Here is a 16,055-nt window from a genome sequence, read left to right as displayed (position 1 = left end):
ATACGATGTTATTTATTGATAATAAAGGGATTACAGATCCTAGAATAAACTTAGCAATTGAAGAATATTGTGTGAAGAATTTAGATATTAACGAAACATATTTACTGTTCTACATTAACAAACCTTCGATTATCATTGGTAAAAACCAAAACACAGTAGAAGAAATTAATGCAGATTACGTAAAAGAACAAGGAATTCATGTCGTTCGTCGTCTATCAGGCGGAGGCGCAGTATATCATGATTTAGGAAACTTAAACTTCAGCTTTATTACGAAAGATGACGGAGACAGTTTTAGCAACTTCAAAAAGTTCACAGAGCCTGTAACGAAAGCGCTTGGTAAATTAGGCGTAAATGCAGAGCTAAGTGGTCGTAACGACATTTTAGCTGAAGGTAGAAAAATTTCAGGTAACGCGCAGTTCTCAACGAAAGGTCGTATGTTCAGTCACGGTACGTTACTATTTGATTCTGAAATCGATCACGTTGTATCAGCACTAAAAGTGAAAATGGATAAGATTCAATCAAAAGGCATTAAATCAATCCGTAGTCGCGTTGCGAACATTACAGAGTTCTTAAACGAAAAAATGACGACAGAAGAGTTTAGACAACTTCTTCTAGAAACAATTTTCGAAGGTGAGACAGAAATTCCAACGTACGAATTAACAGAAAATGATTGGAAAGAAATCCATAAACTTTCTGAAGAGCGCTACCAAAATTGGGACTGGAACTACGGAAAATCTCCGAAGTTCAACTTACAACATTCACATCGCTTCCCAGTTGGACAAGTTGACGTTCGTCTTGAAGTGAAAAAAGGAACAGTAACAGAATGTAAAATTTACGGTGACTTCTTCGGATCACTAGATGTTCATGACATTGAAGAGCGTCTAACAGGCGTACAATTTGATAAAGATGCATTCACTGTAGCTTTAGAAGGCGTAGATATCGCGCGCTACTTTGGTAATATTACAACAGAAGATTTCTTACATTTATTCTTCTAAAAATGAGGGAGGCTGCCGTAACGGGCAGCCTCTTTTTTGCGTAGATTGTCACGTTTTATCGGTAAGTCGATATATTTTAAAAATCGCTTATATAATTTCATTCACCATAAAATCACAGGACATTTGCCCCTCGTAAAGGAATATATATATTCAAAAGGAGGCGAATCGAAATGAAAAGAGTAATGTGCGTTGTATTATTGCTCAGCTTCGTCATCGGAATGACAGCTTGTAACGATGAAACGTCCTCAAGTCGCACACTTTTATCGATTGGAAAGCCTGCGAAGGATAATGTCATATATTTTACGCATACAGATAACAAACGAAAGATAGATGATATACAAACTATGTTTCAAAATAAGAAATGGAAAAGGAATGAAACGTTTAGTACTGTGAATAAAACACCAGATCTTGTCTTGTCAATAGATGAGGGCAATGGCGGGTTACCGACATTGTATGTTACATTGTTCTTTCATGAAAACGGAGCGGAGGCAATCAACTTGTATGGGGAGCATACGAGCTTGAATAAAGAGGAACTAAAAAAACTTAGTGAAAAGATGAGCGCATATTATCCTAAAATGATTTCTGTCCTCGTTTAATAATTTGCTGGTAAGTGAAATTCCCTTATCCTCCCAAATAAATTCAACAGAAGATGCTCCGTGTATATGCAGTTAATGGAATATCACTTGCCACTTTAATTTTCTTTTAATATAATTAATTTAGAATTTTTAAATATTCTAAATTTTATAAAGGTGGGATTTGTGTGAATCTCGTTCAATCTTTGGCTGAAACGGCAAAAAATAAGGGGGATAAACCGGCATACATATTTATGGATCAGTCGGTCTCGTATGACCAATTAAACAAAGTGGTCACTAGGTTTTCTAGCAATTTAGCAAAAATGGGCATTGGAAAAGGGGACAATGTCGCATTAGCTGTTGGAAATTCACCACATTTTTTAGTCGGTTTATACGGAACGATGAAAGCCGGAGCAACTGTCATTCCGATTAATCCAATTTATACAGCAGACGAAATACATTATATTTTACAAAATGGAGATGTAAAAACAATCATTGTACTCGACGTCCTTCTACCTGTTATACAATCTCTTACAACAAGACTTCCTTCACTTGAAAACATCATCATATGTGAAACCTCATCAGATTTTACTCATACAGAAACTGAAAAAATGAAAACGTTTACTAGTTTTATAGGAACTGGAGATATAACTTACGAAGGTCCTGAACTAGATGAAGAAGATGTAGCTGTTATTTTATACACCTCAGGTACAACTGGAAAGCCAAAAGGCGCTATGTTAACACATAAAAACTTATATAGTAATGCAAGCGATGTTGCGTCATATTTACAATATACTGCTGATGATCGCGTCGTTGCGGCATTGCCGATGTTCCATGTGTTCTGTTTAACAGTTGCAGTAAATGCGCCGATTGTGAACGGGGCAACGATTTTAATGGTACCGAGGTTTAGTCCGAAAGAAGTATTCCGTATTTGTCGTACGTATGAACCAACGATTTTTGCTGGTGTGCCGACGATGTACAATTACTTATATTTATTTGAAGAAGCAAGCGCAGAAGATGTAAAGACGCTTCGTCTCTGTATTTCAGGTGGTGCGTCAATGCCTGTTGCCCTTCTGCAAAACTTTGAAAAACGTTTTGATGTGATTGTTTCAGAAGGATACGGCTTATCAGAAGCATCACCAGTTACTTGTTTTAATCCGTTAGATCGTCCTCGTAAACCAGGTTCGATTGGTACAAATATTTGGCATGTAGAAAATAAAATTGTGAATGAACTTGGGGAAGAAGTACCTGTCGGTGCAGTTGGGGAGTTAATTGTTCGCGGACCTAACGTTATGAAGGGTTACTATAATGCGCCAGAAGATACAGCTGCGACACTTAAAGACGGCTGGCTATATACAGGTGACTTAGCGAAAATGGATGAAGAAGGTTACTTCTATATCGTCGATCGCAAAAAAGATATCGTCCTAGTTGGTGGTTATAACGTATACCCTCGTGAAGTAGAAGAAGTATTATATACTCACGAATCTGTGGCTGAAGTTGTCGTAATTGGTGTACCGGATGAAAACTTAGGAGAAGCAGTGCGAGCTTACGTCGTTCTGAAGCAAACGAACGTAACAGAAGAGGAGCTTACGCATTACTGCACGCTGCATTTAGCGAAATACAAAGTGCCAAAGAGCATTGAGTTTTTAACAGAATTGCCGAAGAATACAACGGGTAAGTTGTTACGAAGAGCTTTGAGAGAGAAGGCATTGCAAGTATAAAAATAAAGATATCCATCACTATGACTACATGTATAGAGATGGATATCTTTTTGTCCCAAAAAAGCTGGATTAGTTTGGATGGACAAAATTCCTACTGATTAAAGTTTCACGTTATTTTTAGAATTGGTTAAGCTATAAGCCCATATATTTAAACCGTAATATGACTAATAAGGAGGAGATATACGTGGAGCAGAAGGAATTACGCTTACGGAAAGTGCAATATCTTATTTGTGACATTATGGATGAAATGAATATGGAGAGTGAAAAGAAGAACTTAGAAATATTGCAAAAGGTAATTGATCACCTTTCAGGGGCGATAGGTGATTTAGTTGATCCATCAAGCTCGTATTCTATTGATTATTTGGAAAGAAAAGTTCACACGGCGCATTATTTACTTTTTAAAAACGAGCGGAAGGCGTACTTATGTAGGAAATAGTATTATTAATTTTATTTGACATTGATAATCATTATCAATATGATAGTTATGTTGGGTATATTCATATAAAGGGAGATGTCATATTGATAATGATTAAAAAAAAATATATTAATGCATTCGTTATAGCAGCAACTTTAGCAGTTCCATTTAGCGGTATTATGGCACCTATTGCGAAAGCAGATGCAGCGGTTGAAATGAAAGCAAATAGCAAACATGCAGATGGTACATATGACGTTATTTTAAAAACTTATAAAGATAAAACGAATGAAACATCGGTTGCTTCAACATATTTAAAAAATGCAAAAGTAACAATACAAGGCGATAAAAAAATCGTGACGTTAACAGTGCAAGATAGTAGCTATTTCCAGTATCTTAGAGTAGAAGATCAGAATCAATTAGGGACATTCCATGATGTAAAAGTAATTTCTGAAGATAAAGCGAATAATGGTACGAAAGTGGTTCAATTTGAAATCGGTGAATTCTCGAAAAAATATAATATGCAAATGCATATATTAATTCCAGCAATTAAATATGATCATAAATATCAAGTGCAGTTTGAAATCGATGCGAGTGCAATTGAAAAGAAACCTAAGTTCTCAGATGTACCGACTTGGGCACAAGAGTCAGTGCAATATTTAGTAGAGAAAGAGGCAGTACACGGTAAGCCAGATGGTACATTTGCACCCGCTGAAAATATCGATCGTGGTTCAGCAGCAAAAATATTAGCTACTGTTTTAGGGTTAGAAATTAATAAAGATGCGAAGCCATCATTCCGCGATGCTCAAAATCATTGGGCTACACCTTACATCGCAGCAGTTGAAAAAGCTGGCATTGTAAAAGGTGATGATAAGGGTAACTTTAATCCGAGCGGGCTAATTAACCGTGCATCAATGGCTTCTATGCTTGTGAATGCATATAAATTAGAAAGAAATGAAAATATTAAACTCCCAAAAGAATTTGCTGACTTAAATAATCATTGGGGTACGAAGTATGCCAATATTTTAATCCAAGAAAACATTTCAGTTGGAACAGATAATGGCTGGGCTCCAGATAAATCGGTAAGCCGCGCAGAAGCAGCTCAATTTATTGCGAAGACTGATAAGTTGAAGAGATAAAGTTGAAACTAAAATCAGTGGGGGACTATCCTCACTGATTTTAGTTTATTAAGAAAAAATAAATTCCAAGTTGACACATATGAATTACGGAATTAAAATGAAAAGAAATCAAACAGAATACAATAGAAGCTCATCAGAGAAACTGAAGGCGCACAACGTTCACTTTTGTGAATAGATTGTGTGCCTTTTTCTATTGTACAAACTAAGGGGGCTTTATATATGAAACAGTGGAGTAAGACAGCATTAATGAAAAGTACAGGTGTTTTATTATCAGCATTTGTCCTTTTGTCAGGGTGTGGTTCGGCAACATCCACTAACAATTCTGAAGGAAGTGCAGATAAGAAGACAGTCGAACTTTTAAATGTTTCATATGATCCAACGCGTGAGTTATATCAAGATTTCAATAAAGACTTTGCGAAGTATTGGAAAGAGAAACATGGGCAAACAGTGAATGTAAAGCAATCACACGGGGGATCTGGAAGTCAGGCGCGCTCCGTTATTGATGGTTTAGAAGCGGATGTTGTAACGCTCGCACTCGCTTATGATATTGATGCAATTAGTAAGAAGAAACAACTAGCAGAAGATTGGCAGAAGCGGCTTGCGGATAATTCTACGCCGTACACATCAACAATTGTATTTCTTGTGAGGAAAGGAAACCCGAAAGGAATTAAAGATTGGGATGATTTAACGAAAAAAGGTGTGTCTGTCATTACACCGAATCCAAAAACATCTGGAGGAGCACGTTGGAACTATTTAGGTGCGTGGGGATATGCGCTGAAGAAGTATGACAATAGTGAAGACAAAGCGAAAGAGTTTGTCGGCCAAATTTATAAAAATGTAGAAGTACTAGATTCAGGGGCACGTGGGGCAACAACAACTTTCGTTGAAAAAGGAATTGGTGATGTGTTAATCGCTTGGGAAAATGAAGCGTTATTATCACAAAAAGAACTTGGAAAAGATAAATTTGAAATTGTAACACCTTCGATTAGTATACTTGCCGAGCCGCCAGTAGCAGTTGTAGACAAAGTCGTTGATAAAAAAGGAACGAAAAAAGTAGCAGAAGGATATCTTGAATATTTGTATTCAGAAAAAGGGCAAGAAATTGCGGCGAAAAACTTTTACCGCCCTCGTAATGAAAAAGTAGCAGAGAAGTATGCATCACAATTTCCGAAAGTTCAATTATTTACAGTTGATGAACTATTTGGAGGCTGGAAAAAAGCACAAGAAAAGCATTTTAATGATGGCGGCGTATTCGATCAAATGTATAAAAAATAAGGGGGGATGAGGTGACGTTATATGAGGAAGAAGCGTGTTTTACCAGGGTTTGGATTATCTCTTGGATTTACAATGCTATATATGAGTTTATTCGTACTTATACCACTTTCTATCGTATTTATTCAAACTTCGCAGCTAGGCTGGAAGAAGTTCGCACAAGTTATAACGAGTGAGCGCGTGTTGCATTCCTATCAAATAAGTCTCACAACTTCACTTGTAGCGGCAATCGTAAATGCCATTTTCGGTTTATTAATTGCCTGGGTACTCGTCCGCTACACATTTCCAGGGAAGCGGTTATTAGACGGACTAATCGATTTACCATTCGCTCTTCCGACTGCAGTAGCTGGTATTACACTTACGACGCTTTATGCGGAAAATGGTTGGATCGGAAAAATATTTAATGTGTTTCATATAAAAGTAGCTTTTACCCAGCTCGGCATTATTGTTGCGCTTACGTTTATTGGCTTGCCCTTTGTCGTTCGGATGGTGCAACCAGTGCTGCAAAGTATTGATAAAGAAGTAGAAGAAGCAGCTTCTAGTCTAGGGGCATCACGCTTCCAAATATTTTTGAAAATCATTTTACCAGAAATATTCCCGGCTCTACTTGCTGGTTTTTCACTCGCCTTTGCGCGGGCGTTAGGGGAATATGGATCTGTCGTGTTCATTGCAGGTAATATGCCAATGAAAACAGAAATTGCACCGCTGATGATTATGACGAAACTAGAACAATATGATTATGCAGGAGCAACAGCTGTAGCGGCTGTGATGCTTATTATTTCTCTCCTTTTCCTACTACTTATTAATATGATTCAAACTTGGAGTAGAAGGCATGAACTGAAAAGCGAATAGGAGGGGAGAAAATGGAACCAACATTATTAGAAAAGAAAATAGTAAAAAGCGTATCAGTTAAAAAAGAATCTAAGTTTGTACCAATTTTATTCATTACGATAACAATTTTATTTTTATCTCTCTTTCTATTACTGCCGCTCGTGACAATTTTTATGAAAGCGTTCGAAAGAGGAATTGATGTATATATTGCCGCAGTAACAGATCAAGAAGCATTTTTGGCAATCAGGTTAACACTTCTCGTTGCTTTAATCGTTGTGCCGCTGAATACGATATTCGGAATAGCAGCGGCTTGGCTTATTACAAAGTTTCAGTTTAAAGGAAAGCAACTATTATTATCTCTTATTGAACTGCCGTTTGCTGTATCACCAGTCATTGCGGGATTAGTATTTGTTTTACTTTTTACACCTCGTGCAGCCTTTGGCGGATGGTTAATGGAACATGGGATAAAACTCATCTTCTCTGTCCCTGGTATTATCATTGCGACAATCTTTGTTACGTTTCCGTTCGTTGCGCGTGAATTAATCCCGGTCATGCAGGCGCAAGGGAAAAGTGAAGAAGAAGCAGCTCTATCACTTGGCGCAAGCGGCTGGAAAATGTTTTGGCGAGTTACATTACCAAATATAAAATGGGGCCTTTTATACGGCATGATTTTATGTAACGCCCGGGCTATTGGTGAGTTCGGGGCAGTTTCCGTTGTGTCTGGTCACGTGCGCGGCGTTACAAATACGATGCCGCTTCATATTGAAATTTTGTACAATGAATATCAATTTTCAGCAGCGTTCGCTGTGGCGACTTTAATGTCACTCATCGCAGTTTTTACGCTCGTTATAAAAAACTGGATTGAATGGAGAATGGAAAAACGACAATAAGGAGTGAGTGCGATGAGTATTCAAATTCAAAATGTGTCAAAACAATATGGTACATTTCAAGCGCTGACAGACATTCATTTGGATATTCCAAAAGGTGAACTGGTCGCTTTATTAGGCCCATCAGGTTCTGGGAAAACGACGTTATTACGAATTATTGCAGGATTAGAAGAAGCGGATGGAGGCACGATTTCATTTGATGGAGAAGATTTAACAAATATTCACGTGAAAAACAGGCAAGTCGGTTTTGTTTTTCAGCACTATGCACTTTTTAAACATATGAATGTATTTGAAAATGTCGCTTTCGGTTTAAAAGTAAGAAAGAAAAGTATAAGGCCCTCAGCAGAAGTAATAGAAGAAAAAGTAACAGAATTATTGAAGCTAGTAAAAATGGAGGGTTTCGCAAAACGTTATCCAGCGCAATTATCTGGCGGACAACGTCAACGTATCGCGCTAGCCCGGGCACTTGCAGTAGAACCGAAAATTTTATTACTTGATGAACCGTTTGGTGCACTTGATGCAAAAGTACGGAAAGAATTGCGAAGATGGCTCCGGAAACTACATGACGAATTTCAAATTACGAGCGTATTCGTAACGCATGACCAAGAAGAAGCGTTAGACGTTGCGGACCGCATCGTTGTAATGAATGAAGGACGTATTGAACAAATGGGAACACCGGAAGAAGTATATGAAAAACCGGCAAGCCCGTTCGTATACGACTTTTTAGGAAACGTAAATTTATTTCACGGCCGCGTTCATAAAGGTAAGCTAAATGTAGGATCAGTGGAACTAGAAGCACCAGAGCATAAGCACGTTTCAAACGTAGACGGAGTGGGATATGTAAGACCACACCACCTATCAATCGATCGTACGAAACAAAGTATAGATGCCATCCCTGCGAAAGTAACATACTCTCATGCAGTTGGCCCTGTCGTATATGTAGAATTGAAGCGCGACGGAACAGATGAGTATCTAGAAGCAGAAATTAGTAAAGAACAGTTTAGACAGCTAGGCATTCAAACAGGTGATTTTGTATACGTACATCCGAGAGAAGTGAAAGTGTTTATTCCGGAGGATTTTGTTATTTAATAATAAGGTGCAGTCCCTATATGAGTACGTATAGGGGATGTATTATTTTGTGTCTGGGATAAGGATTTTTAGAAAAAATTGATGCTACTGATCGGTATATTAAGAGGAATAGGTAATGAAGGAAAGAGATTTTATGGGTTTAATTTCTTGTATTCCCCTTATTTATTAAACGTAAATAAGGTAGATAGTACACCTTGTTTAATGATTATTTGTATATAAATATATTTTAATTCAATGTAATGAATTATGGAATAGAAAATGGAAAATTGTCGATAAAGAGTCGGAATTGATATCTTTCTTTAAAATCTTCCATTTTTTTAATTGAGTTTCTTTCTAAAATTCATTAAATTCTTAGATGAGAAGAAAGAAGATGTCTTTGTATTACCGAAATCGTATAAGAATGAGTCAAATATGAATCAACAATCAGGAGAGGTTGTTGCATACATATGCAGGGAGTTTATGAAGCTTCCGCAATATTATTGGAAAAAAGTAATGCATCCCAATTTGATTATTTAAATAAAGAAGCATATAAGAAATATCAAAGCAAGTTTAATATAGCTGAGTTAAAACTAATACGGTCTGGAAAAAATCCAAAAAGTTATACGTGGCATCACCATCAAAATCCAGGAGACATGCAATTAGTTAATACTTGGACACATCAAAAAACTGGCCATACTGGAGGTAGAGCATTATGGGGGAAATAAAAGAAGGATTTAATATAAAACTGGAATATTTTAATGAAGACGAGTTGGAAATGCTAAGAGGTAAAATAATTTTCCTCATAGATGAAAAAATCATTTATGAAGAAGAGACTAATATCATAGAGCCCTTAATACAATTTTTTGATGAGTGGGTAGATCTTTTAAAGTATAAAGAGGCTACATTATTCTTAGATAACTATGAGAAGACTTTAAGATTTATTCAACAAGAAAATATGATCAATATTAGAAGTAGTAAAGAAATTATTTCAGTTGAAAGAGTACAGTTTTTTAATGTTGTATTTGATTTTTGTAAGGAGCATATAGAGAAATTAATTAGTAAAGTACCAGAAGATTTTAAGTTGAATGCCGCTTATAAACAGATAATTGACTTAGAAAAGCTAGATGAGGACTTCATTACTACTGGAAACTTGAATGTTTATCGGGAATATTCAAGTGAAAGTCGTTATGAAATAAGTTGGAGTGACCTAAAAAATGAAAGGAATATAGAAATTCTTCCTCAATTCTCAAGTGACAACGACTGTTTATATGTTGGAAATGGACCAGAGCATAAGTTTAGTAAAATAGACATGTTGAATAAAAAAACACTTTGGACGGAACATCTCAATTTTGTTGAGAGTGGAATTGTATTTTGTCAACAAGATGATAAGGTTTTTGTAGGAGATATTAGTAGAGAAGAGGAAGAATCAAAACTTGTGTGCATGTCTGCAAAAGATGGAAAGAAATTATGGGAGTTAGAATTGGAAGGAGAAATAAAAGGGGTTTATCTCCTACCAAATAATGTATTAGACGTAATGGTTGTGATGGATTACGGTTTGAACATCATATTAGATATTCAAACAGGAAAAGAGAAACAGACTGTATATACTGGAATTGGTGGAGAAAATTTGAAGATGCGACTGTTTTCTGATTATTATGTTCTGATAGGAGAATGTTATGAAGACGGAGAAATAATTGATCCCTATATAGTTTGTATGACAGCTGTTGACTTTAATAGTAATATTTTATGGAGAGAAAATATTGATTGTCGCCCCAATACTCCTACATATATAGAAAATCATATGGCTTTAATAGTGGGAATGGAGCGTGTTCAAAGGTGGGATTTGAAAAAAGAATCACCAGAATTAATCTTTGAGATAGAGATTGAAGAAGAGGATTATTTATATGTGGTAGCTGATAGCTTAAAGATAGGTTTGGTTAGGTCTATATATGATATGGAGGATGCAGAAACGAAAATATGTCTTCAATTTTTTGGAGTAGACGATGGTAAGGAAATATATCAATGTTTATTATCAGGTGAAATACAACTTGAACCTAACTTAGTTGATAATATGTGTGTTGCAGTTATGGATAATGGAAGAGTATATTGTATAGATTTAGTACATAACCAAATTAAGTGGGAAACAAGGTTTGAACATGACGTGATAAGAGCTCCGAGATATGTGGAGGATAAGGTTTATATGTCTTCACATGAACTTGAAGTAAAATGCTTAGACATAAAATCTGGTAAGGTAGAATTCACATTATATTTACCAAAGTTTATTTTGGATTCTGATTCCATATATGAGGTCATTAAAACAAATAACTTATTGTATTTTACTTGTATTAGTGGAAATGTGTTTGAAGTACGCGAAAGATAACAAGGTATTTAGAAAAAAGAGAAGCTGTATAGTTCAAACTGTGCAGCTTCTCTTTTTACAAATAAAAAAACGGTGAGAACTAATATCTATCAGCAATAGTTAATATAGATTGTTAATGAATGTCTTGAAATCAGGAGTAAGTTCTAAAATAAAAGTGTTATCACCCTATTCTAAATCTATATATATGTTAGTTATGATGGATGAGGAACGCAAGTTGTAGGGTAATATATAATGAAAGACTATTTTAAATTAAATTTTAGATAGTCTTTTTATTGTGAAAATAGGTGTTTGGATTATTGCTATTAAGATGATATAAAATGAATTAATATGCCATTCTATTTGTGAAAATAAGTATAATGAGGAGAATAACCTCATTTGTATAGTAATTATTTTTTTATAGAACATACGACACATAAACATGATATTAAGGAGTAGTAGATGAACTTAAAATACAAAAATGGTTTTTATGTAAGAGAAGATGAACATGGGGAAACTGTATTAGTATCTCAAAAAAACTTAGGTGAATGTATAGAATATATTAATATGTTTAATATTTCTGGAGTGCAAATATCTGATATGTACTACGAATTGGAAGATATTAACTTTTTAAGTGAGTGTGAAAATATTACCCATTTAATGTTAGATAACATGTTTTTAAAAGATGTATCTAGTATATATAATTTGAATAAACTTCAAGATATAGCAGTAATAGACTCTAATTTTAAATTAGAGTTAAATAAATTAACAAACTTAGAGAGCTTGGCGATGTACTGTGATAAAAAAGTGACAGGCTTAGAGGAACTAACGAATTTAAAATCACTTTCTTTATGGAAATACAATCCTAAAAATAGAGACTTGAAGGAATTAGAAAAATTACGAGGGCTAGAATACTTTAAAATTACTCAATCAAAAATTGATTCACTTAGTGGAATTGAAAGTTTCGGAAATTTAAAGTCTTTACAATTATTTTATCTTCGTACATTAAAATCAATAGAATCTCTAAAATATACAAGTGAAAAATTGACTAGTTTGGAAATTGAGATGTGTAAAAATATAGAAACATTCTGTAGTATTCAATATTTAGAGTCTCTAGAAATATTACGTTTATTAGACTGCGGAGATATACCAACAATAGGTTTTATAAAAAAATTAAAAGAACTAAATTGTTTTTCTTTTGTAGGTAGTACTGTTGTCGATGGAGATTTAAGTTTTTGTGAAGGAATAGAATATGTGAGCTTTACAGATAAGAAACATTATTCAAATAAAAAGTTATCTTTTAAAAAGGTATAATGAAAGGAGAAAAAATGAAATTCCCAAAAGATGAAGATGGATAAGTATTAAATATGTTATATAAACAAGGTATAGATTTTAATAAAAAACATATAGTGGATTTCTTTATTGCAATTCCTGATCAAGGTAATGGAGAAAAAATAATTGGCAAATTACAAGAGCAGGGCTTAAATTGTGAATTAGATTATAATGAAGAATTTGAAGATTGGACTTGTACTTGTTCTAAAGAAATGTTCTTAATTTATGAGGATATTGAAGAGATGCAAAAGGAATTGAATAAACGGGGTGAAGAGTTTGGTGGATATACAGATGGTTGGGGTGCATTTGTGTAATAGTGAATTTACTTATCGTGATAAAATAAATTAGACTGAGTAAAGAAACTATTTATGGAAACAAGAGCTTATATAAGCTCTTGTTTCTTTGTATATATTAAGATAGCTTAGTGGTAGAAACGTATATGATATGTGGGGGACAGTCTGCCCGTAAAAGCCCAATTGGTGAGGGCTGATTAAAGTTTCACTTTATATAGGTTTTGAGAGAGTAAGATATATTGTTTGTAGCGGGAATCTTGAAGTAAAGGAGCATGTGATAAGTGGCAATGACAAATGAACAATTCGAGAATTATCTTGTTATGTGTTATGACAAGTTAGAAAGTAAACAGCAAAAATTCATTTCGGATTATAATATCTATAACTTTGATGAGTATTGGTATGATCAAGATCAATGTATATTACAGTTTAAAAAAAGTGGTCAAGTGTTACTTGAATTTAGTGTTGTTTTTATAGGTTCTTGGTCTGGAAAGAGTAACAGTTGGATGTGGTCTTGGGCTAATGAGAATGTGGCTGATTATGCAAGAAGTAAGTCTAACTGTTTGAAAGATTTACAAAAGATTACAGGAAGTGAGGTTTTTATAAATTCACTTTTTGAATGCGATCAAGAAATGGCGTATGAGCTAGCAGCCTTTTCCATTGAATATTTAGATGCAGAAGGAATATATATAGCACCAGGTGAGAGAAGTGACTTGTTTATGGCTGTTATGTTACCGAATGGATTGTAAGTAGAGCCTACTAAAAATATGGATAAGGCTCTTTAAAAAATAATAATAAAGTAGGAGAGATATATGGAAGACATTTTTTTATGGTACTGTGTTTTTTTATAGCCTGTGGAATTATAATTTTTGGAATTATAATAGATAAAGAAACTTTTAAAAAGCAGCGTGTTAACTCACTGCTATTTTCTTTATTAACACCATTCCCAATCGTACTGTCTTTCAGTTTTTATTTGTTTAAGATATTTTCGATTGGTGTAGGAGCAGCTATATTATATTCGATTTTTTATGATGTATATAGTAATTTTGGATTATAACTTATTGTGTAAGTACTTGAGAGATTAAGAAGAAAATAATTATTGATGATAATATAAGGATTTACAAAGAAAGAAGAGCTGAAAGTGGCTCTTCTTTCTTTATGGTTCGTGATTCAATGAATTAAATTTTAAACGAGACATTACAAAACGGAACAAGTAAATCATACACATACGATGGATTTGGAAACCGTACTAGTGTTAAAATGGAAATCGTCCCCCGCTAAATAAAAGCGATTATTGAAAAGGGTGAGTGATTATGAGGTTTTTTTTAAGTGGTGAATTAGAAGGGGACATTGCTGAGGAATTTATAAATATAATTTCAGAAATCAGTAGTGACCTTGAAAAATTAAATAGTAATAATTATGGTAGCGAAGTAGAAGAAATAGCTATAATCCCTATAGTAGTTAACATAACTCCGGAATATGAAGATGCGGGTTTTCATAAAGAAAGAAAGCTCTTTAAAAGGAAGAGTAAAGAAGCAGATTTTAGATTAAGGATTGATTATGAAACATTTTTGTTGGCAGATTATTCAGGGAGAAAAATATTAATAATCAAAAACATTATTCAATCTATTAGGATATTGGGTAAGAGGGCAAAGTCTGATTTTAATGCAATAAAGTTAGAACAAGATATTTTACAAGTTTTTGATATTAAAGCGAGTTTTCTCGAATTATGATAGATTTTCTTTTAGATTTGTGTGCTTTTTTTATAGGTATTAGTTTTATATGGTTAGGATTAAAAATAGATAAAAAGACTTATAAAGAAAATCGTATGTTTATTGCATTGTTCAGTTTGACAAGTGCGTTTCCAATTATTCTAACTATAAGTTATTATTTGTTTAGAATATTTTCGATAGGTTTAGGCGTTATAATAGTTTATTTATTCTTTACTGGAGAACTTTCGTGAGAAGGTGTGAAGTATGAGGGGAAATAAATAGAGAAATGATTTTTAGAAAGAAGAGCTTATATAAGCTCTTCTCTCTTTATATATGTCATGGTGATGTAAAAAATTATTTTTAAGGAGAAACCATGGACACATACATTGAAATACACAAACCTGCAACGGAAAATAACGAATATTTTCTAGTGTTAGATGAACATGATAATTTTGAAAATGAGTATTATATAGTATCTTTACGTTCGGAAAAGCAAGTATTTGTTTGTTATGCGGAAGAACGTATTATGGAATAAATAGCAGTAGGAGTATAAAATTAGAACTATTTATAAGTGCATCACAGTATTATTTAGATAACTAATGTGCTTATTTTTTATGAAATAGATTTGAATGTATTAAAAGTGTTGTAGTAGTAACTACTACGCTTTTTTTTATCGTTTTAAATATCTTTCTAAAAACTTAAAAGAAATAGAGCCTCGTCTTATTATTAATAAAAATAAATGAAAGTAAAAGGGAAACAGGTAACGGTTACGTATGTGAAGAAGAGAAGATATATATCGAATGGGTGGTGAAATAATGCATGATTTGTTAAAAGATGAAATTTATCGAGGAGATATTGAAAATGCGATAGCACATGCAAATAAAATAAGTATTGAGGAATTAGAAGACTTATTAATGGAATGGTCTTTTAATGAACCTAATATTATTGTATACACGTTCTTGACTAGTTATTTAGAGAGTCGAAGTGATGCTAGATTACATTCACTAGCATCATATATTTTATGTCACCCACTATGTCATTTGGAAGGTGCATATTTAGCTGCTTTTTATCATGCAAAGAGGTGTATAGAATTGGAGCCTAATAATATGCAATATAGAGAGTTTTTATTGTTTTTTGCTGGTATTCCAGAGAATGTTTTTGAAGAGAAATCAGCTATGAATTGGGCAAAAGAAATATTAAAAGATGACCCAAATAATGAAGTAGCTAAAAAGTATATAAAAGAGAATTTATGAAAAAGTGGATGTTCAGCTGAATATTTAAATTCATAATAGAAACGTGATTTCTAAAAAGAAGAGCTGACGTAGGTTCTTCTTTTTTTTATGGATTATGATCCAATGCACTAACGTTTTAAACACGACATTACAAGAGGGAAGAAGTGAATCTTGCATATAGGATAGTTTTAGAAACCGTACAAGTGTTAAAGTTGTAGAGAGTGGAAAAGAAATAA

Annotated in this window: 17 protein-coding genes; all 17 read left to right on the top strand. The window is 34.0% G+C overall.

Features of this window, described 5'->3' with window-relative positions:
- The first annotated feature begins 5 nt into the window (after window positions 1–5).
- Window positions 6–995, top strand: coding sequence for a lipoate--protein ligase (gene lplA / locus Q3V31_RS05880; RefSeq protein ID WP_000897293.1), 990 nt, complete (start codon window positions 6–8; stop codon window positions 993–995).
- A 170-nt stretch (window positions 996–1,165) separates the two neighbouring features.
- Window positions 1,166–1,591 (top strand): hypothetical protein, encoded by a 426-nt coding sequence (locus Q3V31_RS05875; protein ID WP_000832595.1) that lies wholly within the window; start codon window positions 1,166–1,168, stop codon window positions 1,589–1,591.
- Between the two features lie 164 nt (window positions 1,592–1,755).
- Entirely contained in the window at window positions 1,756–3,288 is a 1,533-nt protein-coding gene (locus Q3V31_RS05870; RefSeq protein ID WP_001055205.1) for a fatty acid--CoA ligase family protein, read from the top strand.
- A gap of 184 nt (window positions 3,289–3,472) precedes the next feature.
- The gene (locus Q3V31_RS05865; RefSeq protein ID WP_000435462.1) at window positions 3,473–3,724 is read left to right on the top strand and encodes a hypothetical protein; all 252 of its coding nucleotides are present in this window, start codon (window positions 3,473–3,475) and stop codon (window positions 3,722–3,724) included.
- An 89-nt stretch (window positions 3,725–3,813) separates the two neighbouring features.
- Complete coding sequence (locus tag Q3V31_RS05860) at window positions 3,814–4,839, top strand: S-layer homology domain-containing protein (protein WP_097810045.1); 1,026 nt, start codon at window positions 3,814–3,816, stop codon at window positions 4,837–4,839.
- Window positions 4,840–5,058: 219 nt separating this feature from the next.
- Entirely contained in the window at window positions 5,059–6,114 is a 1,056-nt protein-coding gene (locus tag Q3V31_RS05855; protein ID WP_000816070.1) for a sulfate ABC transporter substrate-binding protein, read from the top strand.
- A 21-nt stretch (window positions 6,115–6,135) separates the two neighbouring features.
- Window positions 6,136–6,963, top strand: a complete 828-nt coding sequence (cysT, locus tag Q3V31_RS05850; protein ID WP_329762746.1) for a sulfate ABC transporter permease subunit CysT — start codon at window positions 6,136–6,138, stop codon at window positions 6,961–6,963.
- An 11-nt stretch (window positions 6,964–6,974) separates the two neighbouring features.
- Entirely contained in the window at window positions 6,975–7,832 is an 858-nt protein-coding gene (cysW, locus tag Q3V31_RS05845) for a sulfate ABC transporter permease subunit CysW (RefSeq protein WP_000433836.1), read from the top strand.
- Between the two features lie 12 nt (window positions 7,833–7,844).
- Window positions 7,845–8,918, top strand: coding sequence for a sulfate/molybdate ABC transporter ATP-binding protein (locus Q3V31_RS05840; RefSeq protein WP_329762745.1), 1,074 nt, complete (start codon window positions 7,845–7,847; stop codon window positions 8,916–8,918).
- Window positions 8,919–9,364: 446 nt separating this feature from the next.
- Window positions 9,365–9,622, top strand: coding sequence for an HNH endonuclease (locus Q3V31_RS05835; RefSeq protein WP_329762744.1), 258 nt, complete (start codon window positions 9,365–9,367; stop codon window positions 9,620–9,622).
- A complete protein-coding gene (locus tag Q3V31_RS05830; RefSeq protein ID WP_329762743.1) occupies window positions 9,610–11,277 on the top strand; it encodes an outer membrane protein assembly factor BamB family protein in 1,668 nt (555 codons plus the stop codon). Before Q3V31_RS05835 ends, Q3V31_RS05830 begins: the two co-directional genes overlap by 13 nt.
- Before the next feature lie 438 nt (window positions 11,278–11,715).
- Window positions 11,716–12,567, top strand: coding sequence for a leucine-rich repeat domain-containing protein (locus Q3V31_RS05825; protein WP_329762742.1), 852 nt, complete (start codon window positions 11,716–11,718; stop codon window positions 12,565–12,567).
- 53 nt (window positions 12,568–12,620) lie between these two features.
- On the top strand, window positions 12,621–12,899 hold the full coding sequence (locus Q3V31_RS05820; RefSeq protein WP_329762741.1) for a ribonuclease E inhibitor RraB: 279 nt from the start codon (window positions 12,621–12,623) through the stop codon (window positions 12,897–12,899).
- A gap of 260 nt (window positions 12,900–13,159) precedes the next feature.
- Window positions 13,160–13,624 carry a DUF6882 domain-containing protein gene (locus Q3V31_RS05815; protein ID WP_329762740.1) on the top strand — a complete coding sequence of 155 codons (465 nt, stop codon included), beginning with the start codon at window positions 13,160–13,162 and terminating at the stop codon, window positions 13,622–13,624.
- 564 nt (window positions 13,625–14,188) lie between these two features.
- A complete protein-coding gene (locus tag Q3V31_RS05810; RefSeq protein WP_090812996.1) occupies window positions 14,189–14,608 on the top strand; it encodes an Imm44 family immunity protein in 420 nt (139 codons plus the stop codon).
- 352 nt (window positions 14,609–14,960) lie between these two features.
- Window positions 14,961–15,122 carry a hypothetical protein gene (locus tag Q3V31_RS05805; RefSeq protein ID WP_170959280.1) on the top strand — a complete coding sequence of 54 codons (162 nt, stop codon included), beginning with the start codon at window positions 14,961–14,963 and terminating at the stop codon, window positions 15,120–15,122.
- Between the two features lie 280 nt (window positions 15,123–15,402).
- A complete protein-coding gene (locus Q3V31_RS05800) occupies window positions 15,403–15,840 on the top strand; it encodes a hypothetical protein (RefSeq protein WP_090812997.1) in 438 nt (145 codons plus the stop codon).
- Window positions 15,841–16,055: the final 215 nt, after the last annotated feature.

Origin of the sequence: Bacillus nitratireducens (genome assembly GCF_036320425.1) — a bacterium.
In the GTDB taxonomy this organism is placed as follows: Bacteria; Bacillota; Bacilli; order Bacillales; family Bacillaceae_G; genus Bacillus_A; species Bacillus_A nitratireducens.
This window is presented reverse-complemented; position numbering and strand designations above follow the sequence as displayed.